The sequence below is a fragment of the Dethiosulfatibacter aminovorans DSM 17477 genome (assembly GCF_900142005.1).
In the GTDB taxonomy this organism is placed as follows: Bacteria; Bacillota; Clostridia; order Tissierellales; family Dethiosulfatibacteraceae; genus Dethiosulfatibacter; species Dethiosulfatibacter aminovorans.
On the sequence record NZ_FQZL01000011.1, the window covers coordinates 14,414 to 32,631 of the forward strand.

Below are 18,218 nucleotides of genomic sequence, written 5' to 3' on the forward strand. Positions count from 1 at the left end.
GCATCTTTTTTTATGCATAATTGCATTTATTGTTACTTCGAATCCATTTTGGTATAATTGAAGTAGGCATAATTGAAATTCCACTATATTTTGAACAGCTTTGGAAAGTAAGATTTACATAACCCCTTGAATCATTGGTGTTATGTGAATAAGGTGACTTTCCTGTGCGTCCGGAATAACTGCTTACGCAGTTAACGCAGCATAGCTGCTTTCCTGAAATAAAGGAGGATTCATATGGGTAAGGATGGTAAGAAAAAGTCTCACGGATTTAGGAATTTTATCATATTCATTGTAATAATAGCCCTTGCTGTTGTAGGAGGGTTGATCTACTTCAAGGGAAATATACCGGATCAGGTGAAATATACTGCAGAGGATGAAATCAGATTCTATGAAAAGGCAAATATCAATCAGGGGAACTATACCTTTGATATGATGGATTTGCTGACAGGAAATGTTGTCGCAAGGGGATCTGTGGATGTTGATGCAACATTCACAAGCGAAGAACTCACTGCATTCCTCCAGGGGCACAGTTTGGATATGGTTGCTTCTGATGAGTCATACTGGCTTACAATTCCAGCTTATGCAACCCTGTATTCAGGGTCTACAGCCTTGACGGATTTCAATGCATGGATACTGGGTGAAGACATGCTTGCATTGTCGGCAAATGTATCCAGTGATATCAACCAGTTGTATGAACTGATTCCTGGTCTTGAAAGCTATGATTTCATCGTTGACAGGGCTGCGGGAGCAAATATCTATTTTGCAATGGAATTGACTTATGAAAAGAGCAGTGGATTCAATGTGGTTGTCAACTCGCTTCATGCCAATGGTGTACCGGTTCCGCAGAGAATGGTGGACAAGTATGAACCCCAACTGACCGGTCTTTTTAACAAGGCCTTGGAGAACAAGGATGTTTTTGATATCGACGTATTCAAGATTGAATCGGATGAAATAATATTCAAAGGCAGGTTGCCTGAATATTTGGAAACAACCTTTTAAAAGGCACATATTGACGAGAGGGACTGTCTGTGATAGTCTCTTTATTTTTCGAGAAATTTGCCAATAGGACCCTTCTTTGATATAATATTCCTATTGGCATGAGAGTTGTTGACAGAAAAGAAAAAAGGTATAGTGGCAACACAGTTGCTCCAGGAGTATAAATGAAAAAAGTTTTATGTATGTTTTTGGCTTTGATTATGATTAGTGCAGGTTTTTCAGGCTGTGGTAATGTTGAAGCCTATGGTTATGAGATTGAATATTCAACACAAATGGATGATTCCAATATCTATATTGATACAGCCTTGGTAATGGTTGAGACTACAGTATTTGGACTGGGTCGGTATCTTGCAGGAGTTTTTGAAGAAACGATAGGAAGATTTGACCTTGCGGAAATGTACGCGATTTCTCAAGGTGATGTTGATGGGGAAGTATATACAGAGGATGAACTTCATCTTCTGTCAAAGATTGTAACGGTGGAGTCTGGTGATACTTCCAAGGAAATGGCACTGGCTATTGCAAATACCATACTGAATCGTGTCAAGAGTCCGGAATTTCCGGATACCATAGAAGGGGTTGTGTATCAGGTTGAGATTCACGTACAGTTTCCGCCTGCTCACGAGGATTCCTTTGCAACACTTGCTCCCATGCCGATCAGCACAGTGGCTGCAAGAGAGGCACTTGAAGGAAACAACAACATAGGTGACGCATTGTATTTTAACAACCAGCCTTTTTCATCAAAGACCGATGACTTGATTGATGTAATTGATGGAGAATATTTCTATAGATGAAGTGCAGAATGATTATTTACGATTTTGAGGGATTGTTTGAGAGCAATCCCTTTTCTAATGCAAATATTAATTTTTATTAATAATTAGTATTGACAATTGATTAGCCAGTTTTTATACTGTTGAAATAATGAAATCTGATTGGAAGGTGATTATGAAGCTGATTTTTAAATTGGTAAAAGAAATAACAATAATATTAGGTATATACTTTCTCGGATTATGGATATCGGACTTGATCAAGCCCTTGATTCTGATCCCGGGAAATATTATAGGGATGGGACTTCTGTTTCTTCTTTTGAATTTCAATATAGTTAAGACGGACCATATTGAAAAGACAAGCAGTTTTCTGTTAAGGCATATGGGATTCTTTTTCATTCCTCTTTGTGTAAGCTTATATGTTTTATTCGATTCCATAAGAGGGATTTTGATACAGATAATGATCATACTTGTAGTGTCGAATATATTTGTCATGGCGGTTACAGGAAAGACAGTACAGAAATCCATAGAGATGGAAGAGGGGAGAAAGTCATGATGATTTTAGGAATAATTATTACGGCAATAGCTTATCTTATTGCCAGGAGGATTTCATTAGCCACAAGGATGCCGCTTTTGAATCCAATATTTGTTGCTGGGGCGATGGTGGTGGCAGTGATTCACTTCACTCCATTGAGCTATGAGGCATATGACGCTGGCGGTTCACTTATAGTAAGGGTTTTGGGACCTATTGTAGTGGTCCTGGCTGTTCCTCTTTACAAGAACAAGGAAGTTTTAAAAAAATACAAAAGACCTGTATTTGTAGGGGTATTTGCAGGAATAGCTTCTTCTCTTGTCTCTGTTACAGCTTTAGTGAAATTGTTCAATATGGACATGGATATTCTGTTGTCACTGGTTCCAAAGTCAATAACAAATCCCATGGCAATAGAAGTTGTCAAGATGATTGGCGGGATCAAGGAGCTTACTGTGATTTTTGTCGCTGTGACTGGAATAGCAGGACCTGCAATTTGCCAATGGGTCTTCAAAATTTTTTCCATAGACAACGACACGGCAAAAGGTATAGCTCTTGGAGCGGCATCCCATGGGGTGGGAACTGCAAAGGCCGTAGAGATCAGTGATGAAGCAGGTGCTGCAGCCAGTCTTTCCATGGGCATTTCCGGCGTGGTTACAATTCTGATTGCAATAATAGTGGTGAGGATATTTTTTTGATGTTGAACATACATTACTTCGGTAGCGTGTGTTTTTTTTAGAATTATAAATTATATGACATTCAAGTTGTAAAATTTGTGTAATACATTATAAATATCTCTGGCTTTTTTTGATTTTTTCTAGTATTATTGTATCTTGTGCTATGGATTTGACTGGTAAAAAAGGGATGTTTTTCTAATGTGATTCGCCGAGATGTTCATAATTCACAGATGCGGAGTTCACCAGTGAAAAACACTACATACGGTGTTTGATATTGTACAAAATACAATATATTGGCATCTACTATTCCTTTTTTTTATCCGGTATGATAGAATATAGTGTATTACAAGAAAGTAGCTATGCTGAAAAAAAGCTTGGAAGGGAGAAACTATGTATAACGTAATTAAAAGAGACGGTAAACTTCTTGACTTTGACATTTCTAAAATTTCTAACGCAATTACTCGTGCTTTTGAAGCAAAAGACAAACAATATACTCAGGGGATAATTGACCTGTTGGCACTGAGGGTAACAGCAGATTTCGAACCCAAAATCGTGGATTCAAAGATTGCTGTGGAGGATATCCAGGACAGTGTTGAAGCGGTTCTTATAAAGACTGGCTATTCAGATGTTGCAAAGGCATACATACTGTATCGTAAGCAGCGTGAAAAAATCCGTAACATGAAATCATCAATTCTTGACTACAAGGAAACTGTTGAAAACTATGTTAAGGTAAATGATTGGCGAGTAAAGGAGAATTCGACTGTAACTTATTCAGTTGGAGGGCTTATTCTCAGCAATTCAGGTACGATTACAGCCAACTACTGGTTGTCGGAAATTTACGATGAAGAAATCTCCGATGCCCATAGAAATGCGGACATTCATATACATGACTTGTCAATGCTTACGGGATACTGTGCAGGGTGGTCCCTCAAGCAGCTGATACAGGAAGGTCTTGGAGGCATACCTGGAAAGATTACATCTTCTCCAGCTTCCCATTTGTCAACAATCTGCAACCAGATGGTCAATTTCCTTGGAATCATGCAGAATGAATGGGCGGGAGCTCAGGCATTTTCATCCTTTGACACTTACCTTGCTCCATTTGTTAAGGCTGACAATCTTACATACAAGGAAGTCAAGCAGTGCATACAATCATTTGTTTACGGTGTCAATATCCCATCCAGATGGGGAACACAGTCGCCGTTTTCCAACATCACCCTTGACTGGACTGTGCCGAATGACCTTGCAGAACTCAATGCCATAGTCGGTGGAAAAGAGGTTGATTTCAAATACAAGGATTGTGTAAAGGAAATGGAAATGGTAAACAAGGCTTTCATAGAGGTAATGATTGAAGGTGACGCCAATGGCAGAGGTTTCCAGTATCCCATACCTACATATTCCATAACAAGGGACTTTGACTGGTCCGAGACAGAAAACAACAAGCTCTTGTTTGAAATGACTGCAAAATACGGTACTCCGTATTTCTCAAACTATATAAACAGTGACATGGAGCCAAGTGACGTAAGAAGCATGTGCTGCAGACTTCGTCTTGACCTCCGTGAGCTCAGGAAGAAATCAGGCGGATTTTTTGGAAGTGGTGAAAGTACAGGATCTGTGGGAGTTGTCACAATAAATCTTCCTCGTATCGCCTATCTTGCCCATGACAGGGAAGACTTCTACAAACACCTTGACAGGATGATGGATATTGCAGCCCGTTCACTCAAGGTCAAAAGAGATACAATTTCAAAATTCCTGGACGAGGGACTTTATCCTTATACAAAGCATTATCTAGGTTCCTTCGAGAACCACTTCTCTACAATAGGCCTTATAGGACTCAATGAGGTGGGACTCAATGCCAAGTGGCTTGGAGTGGATATGACAGATGAAAAAACACAGGAATTTTCCACAGAGGTCCTTAACCATATGCGTGAGCGTTTGTCGGATTATCAGGAAGAGTATGGTGACCTGTACAACCTTGAGGCAACTCCTGCCGAGTCTACAACATATCGTCTTGCAAAGCATGACTTGACCAGGTACCCTGATATTGTAACGGCATCTGAAAAGGGAGAGACTCCATACTATACGAATTCATCGCATCTTCCTGTTGGATTCACAGAAGATATTTTTGAAGCTCTTGATATTCAGGATGAGCTACAGACTCTGTATACTTCAGGTACTGTATTCCATGCGTTTTTGGGTCAGAAGCTTTCCGACTGGAAGGCTGCAGCAAGTCTTGTGAAGACTATTGCAAACAACTACAAGCTGCCCTATTATACGATTTCACCAACATACTCCATCTGCAAGACCCATGGATATATTGCTGGGGAGGTTTATGAGTGTCCTGACTGCGGCAAGCAGACAGAGGTTCACAGCCGTATAACAGGCTACTACCGTCCGATACAAAACTGGAATGATGGCAAGAGCCAGGAATACAAGGAAAGAAAGGTTTACGACATCAACAATTCAAGCCTAAACAAGGATGTCAAGAAGGCTGAACCAGTGAAATCGCTACAGTTTGATTGTACAAGCAATGAAGATATAATGCTCTTTACAACAAAGACCTGTCCCAACTGTGATGCTGCAAAGACAATGCTTGACGAAGCTGGCATAGGATACAAGGTTATCGATGCAATGGAAAACGCCGACTTGAGAGTCAAGTATCAGGTAATGGCCGCACCGACACTTGTGGTTTCAAATGGAGATATGGCTGAGAAGATTCACAATCTTTCAAACATAAAGAAATATACTGAAAGCTTCAATATGTCATTGAAATAAAATACATTAAAACAGCAAATAACAGATTGCCAGCGTGATATCATCGCTGGCAATTTTTTTGGAACTAAAAGGCATATTGCAGGAATATAAGCATCTGGGTGGATATAATATATTCTACAATAGCAAATATAGATAGATTAATTTGATAAAACTCATTGACTTAATGTCACTATGTTAAAAGAGGGTAAAAACAATCAGGGAAGAAGTGAAATTCTTTGAATGATATAACACCTCATTTTTGTAAAAATATTTGCAGAAATGAGGGTTTTGAGTTCAAATAGAAAAGTATTTATTGCTGCCTTCTTTAATCAAGTTTTTTAGTGAATTTAATAGTTGTGACGAAAATTATCAATCCAATAAGACTCAGCATGGCGATGGTTGCATCTGCAAGTTCGGTGAGACCTACTCCCTTCACTATTATGCCTCTAAGGACTATGAGGAAGTGGGTTATTGGCAGGAGGTTGCTGATGAACTGAATTACCTGGGGCATGGATTCCCTGGGAAACATGAATCCGGATAGCAGTACGCTTGGAAGGATGAATGCAAGGGTTACCTGTATTGCTTGGGCCTGGTTCCTGGCAAATGTCGATATGAGCATTCCCATTGCCAGTGCTCCAATGAGAAAGATTAATCCCAGCATCGTCAATTCAAACATGCTGCCTGCAACAGATACTCCGAAAACCCAGTAGCTCAAGGTTATAACGACGATGAAATCATATATCCCTATGAGAATATAGGGGATGATTTTTCCTACAATCAATTCAAAGGATGTAACAGGTGTCATGATCAACTGTTCCATTGTGCCCAGCTCCCTTTCACGGACCATGGCCAGAGCTGTAAGGACAATGGTTATGTTTTGCAGTATGAGGCCTACAACACCGGGAATATTGAATCTGGCACTTTCAAGGGTAGGATTGTACAGGAACATTGGAGAAACACTTACAGAACCAATTGAAGCGTCTTGTCCAAGGCGCTTTATTTCCCTAACCTGATATTCAGTGGAGTGGTGGGCAGTTATTGATAAGGAATAACTGGCAGCCGTCCTTGCAATTGAAGGATCAGAACCGTCTACAAGTACCTGGACCTGGGCAGGTTCTTTCCTTTTAAGTTTTATGGCGTAGTCATCCGGAATTATCAGACCCACCTTGATTTCACCTTTGTTGATCAGTCTCTCCAGATCGACTTCTGAATCGACCAATGCATAGTGTGTAAAATAATAGGAATTGGAAAAACTGCCGATGAGTTCTCTGCTCAAGGAAGTACGGGAGGCGTCATAGACAGCAAGGTCGATATTGTTTACATCGGTATTTACTGCAAAACCGAAGAGCATAAGCATCATAATTGGTAGCATAAAAGAAATGACCAGACTGGGCTTGTCACGACGTATATGGATAAATTCTTTTTTTGTGATCGTAACCAGGCGCTTGAAGGAAAAGAAATGCGGATGGAATTTATTCATTGTCATGATCTCCTTTTCTTTTCTCGGATTTCTTCCTGTTCTTATTAAGCTCCTTGTAGCTGACCAGATTTTTCTGATCTGACAGTTCCGTTACATATTGAATGAAGATATCCTCGATATTGTCCATTCCCATCTCCTTGTAGTGACCTTCGGGAGAGTTGATGGAGATGATTTCTCCGTTGTATATGAATCCTATCCTGTCGCAGACCGTTGCTTCATCCATATAATGTGTTGTTACAAGAACTGTAACTCCCTTTGCAGACAAATCTGCAATCATGTGCCAGAATTCACGTCTGGAAACGGGATCAACTCCTGCGGTAGGTTCATCGAGGACCAGTATCTCGGGATTGTGAATAAGGGCGCAGCCAAGTGCCAGTCTTTGTTTCCATCCACCGGATAGTGTTCTTGCCTGGGCGTTTTCTTTCCCGGTTAGATTGGCCATTGCAATGAGTTCCCGTTTTCTGTCTTCAATGTCATTCTTTTTCATGCCGAAGATGTTGCCGTAGAAATCCAGGTTTTCATTGACTGTCAAGTCTCCATAAAGACTGAAATGCTGACTCATGTAACCTATTTTCTGTTTTATGAATTCCGATTCTTTGAGGATATCATATCCAAGTACTGTTCCTGTTCCGTCTGTAGGCGTAATGACACCGCACAGCATACGGATGGTTGTCGATTTCCCTGAACCGTTAGGCCCCAAAAGACCGAAAATCTCTCCACGTTTGATTTGAAAGGATATTTTGTTGACTGCCGTCAACGACCCGAATACTTTTGTCAGATTGGTCACTTCCACTGCATTTTCCATAAACTACTCCAATTCACTCAGATCTACAGATATCAGCATGCCTGCCTTCAATTTGTCTACTTTTTCGATGTCTATTTCAACCTTGAATACAAGTCGTTCTCTGTTTTCTTCGGTTACGATATTTACAGGTGTAAACATGGCTTCGTTGTCGATTTTTCTTACTATTCCTTTCATGGCAATGGACTTGTCGGCCACAAGGGTCAGCTTAAGCTCCTGGCCCATATCGATCTTCAACAGGTCCTTTTCGGATATGTAAATGGTCACATATCCTTTGCTTGAATCATAAAGGGTGGCAATCGGACTGCCGGTGTTTAAAAATTCCCCGATACTGTAGTAGATGCTTTCCACAGTACCTGATCGTTTGGCGACGATATGATAATCTTCGAGATTTCTTTCCACTATCTTCTCACCAATATCAGCCAGTTCATCATTCAGGGCGGTTATATTTTTATCCGGGTCGTCATAGCCCTTTTCCAAACGTGCAAGCCTTTCCTTTGCTGCAATTATCTGGGCATCAACTGCTTCCACCTGAAACTTGAGAGTATCTATGTCATTCAGTACCTTGGTGGTATCAACAAGGGCGCTGTCGTATGCATTCTTGCTGTTTGTCATTGCGAGGACGGCATTGTCAAGATTCACCTGTGTTTCTATATCTTCGTCGTACAGTGCCTTGATCTTGTCGTAGTTGGCGGTATTGAAATCATAGGTGGATTTTAGACTGTCGCTTACAATCTTGCTTTTTTCATAGAGGTTCCAGGCACCGTCTATATTGCTTTCAAGTGCTTCCTTCTGGCTTTCAAGCTGTTTGATGGTTTGATTCTGGATATTTATTTCCTCCTCGCTTGCGCCTGTTACAGACTTGTCTATGTTTTGCTCTGCAATATCCTTTGATATTCTGGCCTGTTCACGCTGTAGGACCATCTTTGAGTCATCCAGCATAGCAACTTCCGATTCGGCTTCAACCAGTTCTCCTTCATAAATATTTATTTCCGTGATCATTCCGGGGACTGGAGATACAACATCAAAGGTATCCCATTGCAGCTCGCCGTAATACATACTTTCATTAACCGTTGTCTTTATTTTATAATATTTGTAGAATCCAAAAATTACTGCTGCAATAATCCCCAGTACTACAAGTCTTGCAATTATTTTTTTTATCATGATATCTGCTCCAGTCTATTTATATTATAAGTAAATTGTACCACATTTTTCCACCAGGTACTATAATTAACAGCTGTTGCGTCTTCATAAGTGCTGTGACACCATGGCTATGACATATGCTGAAGAGGTATAAACAGGGCCCTGACAGCTGGGTGAATTCCGGCTGTCAAGGCCCTTGTGTTTTGGGTTGGGTCAATCGTCTTTAGGCAATATTCATACATTCAGTATCTTTTCCACCATTGGAGCCCTTAATCTGTGTACATTGCCCAGGCTGGATCCTACAAGAGGCCTAAGGTAGTACTTGAACTTATCGGTAACTCCGTTACCTCTTGTATTGATGAAGGCGGGAGGCATCACCTTGGTTTTTGCTGCAATTTTTTCAAGGTTCACCAGTTGATAGTCAACCGAATAATATCCTGTCCTTTGTATTGTTATTGAACCGTCAACCTTGTTCCAGATGGCAAATTGCGCCGCTTTTTCACCAACTTCTCTTGCTTCATGCTGGTCGACATCTGATATGCAAGATATTGAGCTTCTCTGAGGATAACCCAGCGTATCGGCCCTTACACGCGTTATATCCAGCTTTGTTTTAATAAGGTCTGACAGCATGTCTCCCAGTGAACCGCTCCCTGAGAGCTGGATATTTCCGTGGGAATCCTTTTCTATATGGTCCGTCAAAGTTGCAGCAACGGGTTGTCCGTTTTCATCCCGAATACCTTCGGAAACTGCAATGAGACATCTTCCCAGTCTGTCGTATATCTCTTTTACATCTGCCAGGAATTCATCTACCTTGAAAACCCTCTCAGGCAAATAAATGAGATGTGGTCCGTCGTCAGGATATTTTTGAGCCAGTGATGAGGCTGCAGTAAGAAAACCTGCATGTCTTCCCATTACAATGCCAATGTGTACTCCCGGCAGTGAACGATTGTCAAGATTAAGACCCATGAATGTTTCTGCAACATATCTGGCTGCGGAACCGTATCCCGGAGTATGGTCATTCAATACAAGGTCGTTGTCTATGGTCTTTGGTATATGTATTGCCCTGAATTCATAGTCTGCCCTGTCGGCATTTTCATTTACTATTCTTACAGTGTCCGAGGAGTCATTTCCGCCTATATAGAAGAAATACCTTACATCATGAACCTTTAAAACCTTGAAGATTTCTTCGCAGTATTTGGCATCAGGCTTTACCCTTGTGGACAGAAGTGCAGATGATGGTGTGTTTGCAATGTGTTCGAGATTATTGGTTGTTTCCTGGGTCAGGTCAACAAAGGTTTCGTTGACTATTCCCTCAACTCCATTCAATGCTCCGTACACCTTTGTTATCTGTGGGAATTTTCTGGATTCAAGTGCTGCGCCAACCAGACTTTGGTTGATTACAGCTGTCGGTCCTCCAGCCTGCGCTATTACTACCTTACCTTTTAATTCCATCATGGTGTGACCCCCTCGGTTTTTTATTCTAGCTTAAGAAAATTAGAAATGCGTAATCCCTTGAAAACATAAAAAATCGTTATTTTATTTTACGTCAAATGGCTGCTTTTGTCAAAAAAGCCGTTGTAAAATAATTTGTATGGTTATGTAAATTTATACCATAATTTGTAATGGATTATTCATATAAATCGTTTGGTTGCAATTATGCATTTCCTTTGATATCATTAGGTGCATAAAAGATTTTGTGAGGTTACAAATGAATAAGAAAGAACAGGAACAAAAACACAAGAGACGTGTTAGATATAAGGGTACGCACCCTAAAACATACAAGGAAAAATACAAGGAACACCAGCCTGAGAAATATGAAGAAACCATAGCCAAGGTTATTAGCAAGGGCAGCACTCCTGCAGGCATGCATATTTCAATCTGTGTAAATGAGATACTGGAATTCTTGCAGATAACTCCCGGTCAAATCGGGCTGGACGCAACTTTGGGATACGGTGGCCATACTAAGGAGATGCTTAAATGTTTGGATTCCAAAGGGCACCTGTATGCACTTGATGTTGATCCCATCGAATTGCCAAGGACAAGAGAAAGGTTGGAAAAACTAGGTTATGGTCCTGAAATACTAACCATCAAGCAAATGAATTTTGCCAATATAGACAAGGTTGCAGAAGAATCGGGTCCTATTGATTTTGTATTGGCTGATCTTGGTGTATCTTCAATGCAGATAGACAATCCGGACAGGGGATTCTCATACAAGAAGGAAGGTCCTCTTGATCTGCGACTTAACCCTGAGAAAGGAACATCTGCAGCAGATAGGTTAAAGGAAGTTACACAGCCAGAATTGTGCGGCATGCTCATAGAAAATGCCGACGAGCCTTATGCCGAGGAAATTTCCCGTGCAATAGTTGCTGAGATCAAGAAGGGAACAGAAATAACAACTACAGTACAGCTTCAGCACATAATAAGGGATGCCCTGAGCTTCATTCCAATGAACAAGAGGAAGGATGATGTAACCAAATCCTGCCAGAGGTCTTTTCAGGCTCTAAGGATCGATGTCAACGAAGAGTATGAAGTACTTTACGAATTTCTTGAAAAACTGCCTGATGTTCTGGCTCCGGGTGGACGGGTCGCCATACTTTCCTTCCATTCGGGAGAAGACCGTCTGGTGAAAAAATCCTTCAAAAGGTATTTTAAAGAAGGAATATACAGTGAAATTTCTCCTGAGATTATCAGACCTTCAGCAGAGGAATGCAGAATCAACAGTCGTGCAAGGTCCACTAAAATGCGCTGGGCTATAAAGGCATAAAGACAATATTTTAAAAAGAAAAATCGTGGAAAATCTATTGACGGGTTGAATTTGCCGGGAATAGGTTTTCTTTTTAGTTTGGCTGAAAAAAATGATTGAAACTTACATCCAAAAGGAGTAGTATATCAATGTTTGGTATATTAATTTAAAAAATATAAATGAAAGAAGTGATATAAATTGTCAAAATTGCAACCTAAATTAATATCTACAGTAAAAGACTACAGCAAGGAACAATTTTTCAATGATGTGACAGCAGGGATAATTGTAGCCATTATTGCTTTGCCATTGTCAATTGCCCTGGCTATTGCATCAGGAGTATCTCCGGAAAAAGGGCTATATACAGCAATTGTTGCAGGTTTCATAATCTCGCTACTAGGTGGAAGCAGGGTTCAAATTGGAGGACCTACCGGTGCCTTTATGATTATCGTATATGGCATAGTAGTAAATTATGGAATAGAAGGTTTAACAATTGCAACAATATTGGCCGGAATCATAATGATCCTAATGGGAATAATGAAATTTGGAGGAGTAATAAAGTATATTCCGTATCCTATAACCACAGGATTTACAAGCGGCATAGCGCTGACGATCTTTTCTTCCCAAATCAAGGATTTTTTGGGTTTGTCCATAGACAGTGTTCCCGTAGAATTTTTAGACAAATGGAAGGCTTATATAGGTGCCATGGATACAATAAGCATCCAGACGATTTCAATTGGAATACTGGCTCTTGTAATTATACTTGCATGGCCAAGGGTAAACAAGAAAATACCTGGAGCATTGATTGCATTGATTGCAACATCAGTTGTTGTTCAACTGTTTGACATGGATGTTGCAACAATAGGCACAAAATTTGGAGAGATATCTTCTGATTTACCTGAATTCAAGACGCCTGGATTTACAATGGACAAGATAAAGTATTTGATAGAACCGGCTATTACAATAGCGATTCTGGGATCAATCGAATCATTGCTTTCGGCAGTTGTTTCAGACGGTATGATTGGTGGTAAACACAGGTCAAATATGGAACTCATTGCACAGGGAATTGCAAATATCATGTCGGGTTTTTTTGGAGGCATACCCGCAACGGGAGCTATAGCAAGGACTGTTGCGAATATCAAGAATGGTGGAAGGACGCCGGTGGCAGGGATTGTTCATGCATTGACTTTGTTGTTCATATTGGTGATATTCATGCCTCTTGCCAAGATGGTTCCATTGACGTCCCTGGCGGCGGTATTGATTGTAGTGGCATACAATATGAGCGAATGGCGTGAATTCAAGCAATTGTTCAAGTCTCCAAAAAGTGATATTCTGGTTCTCTTGATTACATTCTTTGTTACGGTATTGATAGACTTGGTTAAGGCAATCGAAATAGGCATGGTCTTGTCTTCATTCTTGTTTATGAAAAGGATGGGTGAAGTTACAAATGTCAATGTCAATGATTTGGATGCATCGGAAGAAGACGACGATGGAAAAAGAATTTATGAAGAGAATATTTTGAATACATTTGATGTCATCAAGGTATATGAAATCAATGGACCGTTCTTTTTTGGAGCAGCTGACAAATTTATGGCAGCTCTAAGTGAAATTGGGGATAAGACAAATATCCTTGTATTGAGAATGAGAAATGTACCTGCCATGGACGCAACAGCGTTGAATGCTTTTGACAGGATGCTGGATATTTGTCGACACAGGAAGATAAAGATATTGGTTTCAGGAATAAACAAGCAGCCATACAGTGTTCTGGAGAAAGCCGGTTTAACCGATATAATCGGAGAGGAAAATTTCTTTAAAACTGTAAGAGAAGCAGTCGATTGTGCACAAGATTGTTCCGAAGGGAAAAATTGTGTAGATAATATGGCGAGTTAGTAACTATCAAGACAATAAATATGGTGTAATTTCCCGGTGATGTTTTAGGTCACTAGGGAGATTACACCATTTTTGCTTTATTTTTAGAAAAACTGAGTGGATTTTCTGACTTGAATTCACTAGTTTTGTGAAATTGTCTTATGAAATTTTTTTATTGATTTGCTCCTTTTCACTTTCAGTAGTCATTGCAAAGATTAGTGGACTTAGAGCCAGTAGGGCAATTAAGTTAGGGATTGCCATCAGACCATTAAATGTGTCTGAAAGGTTCCATACAAATCCAACTTTGTAGATTGCGCCAAAGAAAACAAGACCGATCCAAGCCGCTTTGTAGAATTTAAGAGCTTTAATTCCGGCAATATACTCCAGACACTTAGAACCGTAGTAGTACCAGCCAAGAATCGTAGAGAAAGCAAAGAAGACTAATCCAAATGATACGATATTACCACCTAAAACCGGGAATGCAGTATTGAAAGCAGTTGTTGTAAGAGCTGCGCCACTTAAACCATCTTTAATAGACATAAGACCGGAAGCAGGATCAAAAGTAATGAGACCGGATACTAGAATAACCAGTGCTGTCATTGTACAGACAACGAGTGTATCAATGAATGAACCTAAAGAACCGATAATCCCTTGACGTACAGGATCGTTATTTTGTGAAGCAGCGTGAGCGATTGGAGCTGAACCAAGGCCCGCTTCATTAGAGAATACACCCCGAGATACACCAAAGCGAATCACAGTGCCGACTAGACCACCGCCAACGGCTTTAGCAGAGAATGCGTTTCCAAAGATCATACCAAATGCAGCAGGAATCATTTCAAAGTTTTTAAATAGAATTGCAAGAGATCCTATAATGTAGATAATAGCCATAGCAGGAACGATTTTTTCAGTTACTTTACCGATAGATTGGATGCCTCCTAAGATTACGAGTGCAGTTGCAATTGCCATAACACCTCCAGAGAGCATAGGAGAGATACCAGTTGTGATTTGAATCGACTGTGCAACAGAATTCGCCTGAACCATGTTGCCGATACCGAATGAAGCTATTGTTCCAAAGAATGCAAATAGCCAGCCTAGCCAAGTCCAATTACCACCGAAGCGATCGGTCATACCAAGATTGATGTAGTACATTGGACCACCTGATTTTTCGCCAAGTTCATTTGTAGTACGATATTTGATTGCAAGAAGTGCTTCGCCATACTTTGTAGCGCCACCGAAGGCAGCAGTAACCCACATCCAGAATACAGCACCTGGTCCGCCAGCTGCGATTGCACCAGCAACACCAGCGATGTTACCTGTACCAATTGTAGCTGCCAGTGATGTCATTAGAGCCTGGAATGGAGTGATGTCGCCTTCACCAATATGTTCCTTGGAGAAAAGAAGTTTGAAAGCGTAACCAAGCTTTCTGAATTGAACCATGCGAGTTCCAAACGTAAGAACAACCCCTGTACCTACCAGGAAGAAAATCATAATTCCTCCCCAGGCAAAACTGTTAATTTGACTAATAATTGAATTCAATCCGTCCAAATATAAAACCTCCTCTTTGAATTTATTCAGTACGAAACGATTAAATTCATTATAAGGGGCATGTTTCAAATGGTTTCATATCGTTACATTAAATTGAAAAAAATATTACATTAAATTAAAAAACAACCGAATGTTTTTAGCTTATGCAAATATGAAGTAAGCCTTCTAGAAATTTCCGGATATTCACCGTTCCATGTTCGTCGACTTTCTTTTTAATGCCGTCCATTTCAATACGAATTTCTTTAAAAGAGTAAAGGACATGAGCGTAATCCTGGAATATTGGGTTTGAGTAATCTTCAAGACCCATACTAGCCAAATTGTTTAGTGCAGTAGAAGCTGTTCTTCGAATACGCTGTTCAAATGAACGAGGGTGGTCGCTGAAACGCTGAAAAAAATCTTTGAGAGACATTTCATTTAGTGCGTTAGGATGATCTATGAGCCAGCTTATGGATGTTATGATGGCATCAGCGCCACTTTCACCGATAATACCAAGACTCTTTAAAATTGATATAATTTGATCTTCATTTGAATTACCTCGTGTTTCAAAAGTTTCAGCTTGTGTCTCCTCTGGAACTGATGCTAACATAGACTTTATCTGTTCAAGCTTTTTTTGCGATTCGATATTTTCTATGAGATGTTCTATGACATAGCAGACTTCAACAGCGTTAATCGGTTTCTGAATAAAGAACTTCACACCAGCTTCATAAGCTCGTTCGATCATATCTTTTGCAGATACTTGTGAAATCATGATTGCCGATACAGAATCATCCATTTTTTGAACGAGTGAAATTCCATCAAGAGAAGGGATGAAAAGATCAACAAGTGCAATATCGGGTTTCAATATTTCAATTTCCTGATAAGCCTCGTATCCATCAGTTGCTTCACCTATAACCGTTCCAAGATCACGATCTGTAATTATTTTTTTTAGAATTCGAATGATATTTGTATCATCTTCAGCTATATAGAATTTCATTATACTACCTCGATTTTATCTTTCGGAATTGTAATATCAAAAGTTGTTTGTTTACCGGGTGTAGATTCTACTTTGATCGAGCCTTCCAGTATTTCTTGTACATATCTATAAACGATTGTTAGACCTAAACCACGATTGATATGCCCCGTTTGGTAATTAATCTTTGTTGAGAAACCAGGTGTTTGAATTAATGGTAAATCGTCAGGATCAATACCAGGTCCGTCATCTGAAACTAGAAATCTATGGTTCTTGCCTTCAACCCAGTGTGATAAGCTAATTGTTACCGGCGTATCAGAGTTTTTTGCAGCATCGAATGCATTATTAATAAGATTTCTGAAAATAGATATCAATTGAAAATGCTTTATTGTATTGAAATCGGAACCAACCTTGGTAACAAGACGTATATCTGAATTAGTATCGACTGCTTCGGTTTTCATTTGTTCTTCCAGTATCGATATGATTGATTTGAAAGTCATGGCCTTGTTTTGGTATTTATTTTCCATTAAATCGTTAACACCGCGTATAACAAGCTCGTATTCTTTTTTGATTTCATGAACAGATCCGGCAAGGGTGATTGCGTCAGAGGCCCATTCGTTTCGATTTGTTCCATCACGAATATCTTCAAAGTGTTTGTATGCATTTGTCATGACCTGTTCAATTCGAGCCATGTTGTTTTCCATCAAGAAAATTTCTGTTCTAATAAAGGAATTAAGCCATAACAGGCGCCAGTATCGATTCTCGTGTTCTTCTTTAAGTATAAGTATTTTTTGATATTTTAAAAAGATGAGACAAATTAAAGCAACCGCAGATCGAATGACAGCGACACCTAGGAGTGGTGTTAAAATATCGCTGGAGAATGGTTGGTTAAACAACAATACACGTATAATAACCTCAAATATATTTGCAGTCCAATCAAATACAACAGCGAGAAAGAAGAAAAGATGAAAGTCATAGTACTTATGTTTTTGAACAGTTAAATGTATGAAGAATCCATACCATAAATAAAAAAAAATTTCAGGGGTGGATTTTATAACAGCATCCGTGCTGAAATTCCCGAAGGCGGACATTACAAGCAGATTCCACAGAAAAGTAGAAATTGCAGCAACAATGCCCAAAGTCGTACCGGTTATGTCATCATTGGTATAAATAAAAATTGACAAGACAATAATTCCGCAAGTGATTCTAAAGTGAGGTATGAACACATCCAGTATGTCCAGATAGAGTTGTGAAAACAGAGCTATTGATATGGCTCCTAAAAGAATTCGTTTTCTTTTTGTCATAAAAGTACTCCTTTTATTATGAAATAATTATAACATAAGCTTGCAATATTAGTCGAGATGCTTCTAATATCATATTTTGATTTTAATCAATTGGCAAAGGTGGTAGAATGTAGTGATAAAGTAATTAGTAAACTGATAATTAAATAAAAATACATGAACAACAAGAGGAGTATAAAATGAAGAATTATGAAACATCAAAACTTATTAAGAGTCAGGACCTGAATCATCACGATACCCTGTTTGCGGGAAGGCTGGCCGAATGGATTGCAGAGGCGTCATTTATGGGAGCGTCGGACCTTTATGGGAAATACGGTGAAACGGATCATCTCGTGGCAGTGGAGATGCATTCCATGAAATATCTTGGACCATCATTCAACGGGGATATAATAAGGTTTGTGTCAACGGGAATCCAGGCAGGAAAAACCAGTTTGACTGTATATACCAAGGCTTTGAGGAATGATACCGATGTGAAAATAGCGGAATGCTTTGTAACTTTCGTATGCATAGATTTCGACAAGCAGAAAATACCCCATAATATAGTTATCGGTGAACCGGAAACGGAAGAGGAAAAGGAAATAGTTGAGAAATTCAAAAAGATAAGAGGCAAGTAATAAGTGAATGAATTGCAAAGGCTGCTCACGGTTGGACACTATCCAACTGTGGGCAGCC

15 protein-coding genes are annotated in these 18,218 nt (G+C 39.7%); 8 read left to right on the plus strand and 7 right to left on the minus strand.

Going from position 1 to position 18,218, the window contains the following annotated elements:
* Positions 1–234: 234 nt before the first annotated feature.
* The 5 genes from BUB05_RS08665 to BUB05_RS08685 all read left to right on the plus strand — a co-directional run bounded on the left by BUB05_RS08665 (position 235) and on the right by BUB05_RS08685 (position 5,738).
* Positions 235–999 carry a hypothetical protein gene (locus tag BUB05_RS08665; RefSeq protein ID WP_073049209.1) on the plus strand — a complete coding sequence of 255 codons (765 nt, stop codon included), beginning with the start codon at positions 235–237 and terminating at the stop codon, positions 997–999.
* A 161-nt stretch (positions 1,000–1,160) separates the two neighbouring features.
* Entirely contained in the window at positions 1,161–1,787 is a 627-nt protein-coding gene (locus tag BUB05_RS08670) for a cell wall hydrolase (protein ID WP_073049210.1), read from the plus strand.
* Between the two features lie 151 nt (positions 1,788–1,938).
* Positions 1,939–2,316 (plus strand): CidA/LrgA family protein, encoded by a 378-nt coding sequence (locus tag BUB05_RS08675; protein WP_073049211.1) that lies wholly within the window; start codon positions 1,939–1,941, stop codon positions 2,314–2,316.
* Positions 2,313–2,987: an LrgB family protein gene (locus tag BUB05_RS08680; protein WP_073049212.1), complete on the plus strand. Its 675-nt coding sequence runs from the start codon at positions 2,313–2,315 to the stop codon at positions 2,985–2,987. The genes BUB05_RS08675 and BUB05_RS08680 overlap by 4 nt, the downstream gene beginning before the upstream one ends.
* Positions 2,988–3,356: 369 nt before the next feature.
* Positions 3,357–5,738, plus strand: coding sequence for a ribonucleoside triphosphate reductase (locus BUB05_RS08685; RefSeq protein ID WP_073049213.1), 2,382 nt, complete (start codon positions 3,357–3,359; stop codon positions 5,736–5,738).
* A gap of 304 nt (positions 5,739–6,042) precedes the next feature.
* On the opposite strand, the gene BUB05_RS08690 is transcribed toward BUB05_RS08685, so the two are convergent.
* The 4 genes from BUB05_RS08690 to BUB05_RS08705 all read right to left on the minus strand — a co-directional run bounded on the left by BUB05_RS08690 (position 6,043) and on the right by BUB05_RS08705 (position 10,594).
* Positions 6,043–7,197, minus strand: coding sequence for an ABC transporter permease (locus BUB05_RS08690; protein WP_073049214.1), 1,155 nt, complete (start codon positions 7,195–7,197; stop codon positions 6,043–6,045).
* Positions 7,190–8,002, minus strand: a complete 813-nt coding sequence (locus tag BUB05_RS08695) for an ABC transporter ATP-binding protein (protein WP_073049215.1) — start codon at positions 8,000–8,002, stop codon at positions 7,190–7,192. The genes BUB05_RS08690 and BUB05_RS08695 overlap by 8 nt, the downstream gene beginning before the upstream one ends.
* Positions 8,003–8,005: 3 nt before the next feature.
* Positions 8,006–9,163, minus strand: a complete 1,158-nt coding sequence (locus BUB05_RS08700; RefSeq protein WP_073049216.1) for an HlyD family secretion protein — start codon at positions 9,161–9,163, stop codon at positions 8,006–8,008.
* 213 nt (positions 9,164–9,376) lie between these two features.
* A complete protein-coding gene (locus BUB05_RS08705; protein ID WP_073049284.1) occupies positions 9,377–10,594 on the minus strand; it encodes a 6-phosphofructokinase in 1,218 nt (405 codons plus the stop codon).
* A 256-nt stretch (positions 10,595–10,850) separates the two neighbouring features.
* Between BUB05_RS08705 and rsmH the strand changes: the two genes are divergently transcribed.
* Positions 10,851–11,906 (plus strand): 16S rRNA (cytosine(1402)-N(4))-methyltransferase RsmH, encoded by a 1,056-nt coding sequence (gene rsmH, locus BUB05_RS08710; RefSeq protein ID WP_073049217.1) that lies wholly within the window; start codon positions 10,851–10,853, stop codon positions 11,904–11,906.
* Between the two features lie 177 nt (positions 11,907–12,083).
* Positions 12,084–13,772: a SulP family inorganic anion transporter gene (locus BUB05_RS08715; RefSeq protein ID WP_073049218.1), complete on the plus strand. Its 1,689-nt coding sequence runs from the start codon at positions 12,084–12,086 to the stop codon at positions 13,770–13,772.
* Between the two features lie 138 nt (positions 13,773–13,910).
* Here the strand turns inward: BUB05_RS08715 and BUB05_RS08720 are convergent, their stop codons facing one another.
* The 3 genes from BUB05_RS08720 to BUB05_RS08730 form a co-directional block, all read right to left on the minus strand.
* On the minus strand, positions 13,911–15,296 hold the full coding sequence (locus BUB05_RS08720; RefSeq protein WP_073049219.1) for an alanine/glycine:cation symporter family protein: 1,386 nt from the start codon (positions 15,294–15,296) through the stop codon (positions 13,911–13,913).
* Between the two features lie 136 nt (positions 15,297–15,432).
* Complete coding sequence (locus tag BUB05_RS08725; RefSeq protein ID WP_073049220.1) at positions 15,433–16,269, minus strand: DNA-binding domain-containing protein; 837 nt, start codon at positions 16,267–16,269, stop codon at positions 15,433–15,435.
* A complete protein-coding gene (locus BUB05_RS08730) occupies positions 16,269–17,549 on the minus strand; it encodes an ATP-binding protein (RefSeq protein ID WP_073049221.1) in 1,281 nt (426 codons plus the stop codon). The genes BUB05_RS08725 and BUB05_RS08730 overlap by 1 nt, the downstream gene beginning before the upstream one ends.
* 176 nt (positions 17,550–17,725) lie before the next feature.
* Here BUB05_RS08730 and BUB05_RS08735 point away from each other — a divergent pair, with 176 nt between their 5' ends.
* The gene (locus BUB05_RS08735; RefSeq protein ID WP_073049222.1) at positions 17,726–18,160 is read left to right on the plus strand and encodes an acyl-CoA thioesterase; all 435 of its coding nucleotides are present in this window, start codon (positions 17,726–17,728) and stop codon (positions 18,158–18,160) included.
* Positions 18,161–18,218 lie beyond the last annotated feature (58 nt).

What these genes read in the sequence shown, in the direction of transcription:
- BUB05_RS08680 (WP_073049212.1), top strand. Translation starts at nt 2,313, where the DNA reads ATGATGATTTTAGGAATAATTATTACGGCAATAGCTTATCTTATTGCC.
- BUB05_RS08730 (WP_073049221.1), bottom strand. Translation starts at nt 17,549, where the DNA reads ATGACAAAAAGAAAACGAATTCTTTTAGGAGCCATATCAATAGCTCTG.
- rsmH (WP_073049217.1), top strand. Translation starts at nt 10,851, where the DNA reads ATGAATAAGAAAGAACAGGAACAAAAACACAAGAGACGTGTTAGATAT.
- BUB05_RS08675 (WP_073049211.1), top strand. Translation starts at nt 1,939, where the DNA reads ATGAAGCTGATTTTTAAATTGGTAAAAGAAATAACAATAATATTAGGT.
- BUB05_RS08670 (WP_073049210.1), top strand. Translation starts at nt 1,161, where the DNA reads ATGAAAAAAGTTTTATGTATGTTTTTGGCTTTGATTATGATTAGTGCA.
- BUB05_RS08735 (WP_073049222.1), top strand. Translation starts at nt 17,726, where the DNA reads ATGAAGAATTATGAAACATCAAAACTTATTAAGAGTCAGGACCTGAAT.
- BUB05_RS08665 (WP_073049209.1), top strand. Translation starts at nt 235, where the DNA reads ATGGGTAAGGATGGTAAGAAAAAGTCTCACGGATTTAGGAATTTTATC.
- BUB05_RS08690 (WP_073049214.1), bottom strand. Translation starts at nt 7,197, where the DNA reads ATGAATAAATTCCATCCGCATTTCTTTTCCTTCAAGCGCCTGGTTACG.
- BUB05_RS08705 (WP_073049284.1), bottom strand. Translation starts at nt 10,594, where the DNA reads ATGGAATTAAAAGGTAAGGTAGTAATAGCGCAGGCTGGAGGACCGACA.
- BUB05_RS08725 (WP_073049220.1), bottom strand. Translation starts at nt 16,269, where the DNA reads ATGAAATTCTATATAGCTGAAGATGATACAAATATCATTCGAATTCTA.
- BUB05_RS08695 (WP_073049215.1), bottom strand. Translation starts at nt 8,002, where the DNA reads ATGGAAAATGCAGTGGAAGTGACCAATCTGACAAAAGTATTCGGGTCG.
- BUB05_RS08685 (WP_073049213.1), top strand. Translation starts at nt 3,357, where the DNA reads ATGTATAACGTAATTAAAAGAGACGGTAAACTTCTTGACTTTGACATT.
- BUB05_RS08700 (WP_073049216.1), bottom strand. Translation starts at nt 9,163, where the DNA reads ATGATAAAAAAAATAATTGCAAGACTTGTAGTACTGGGGATTATTGCA.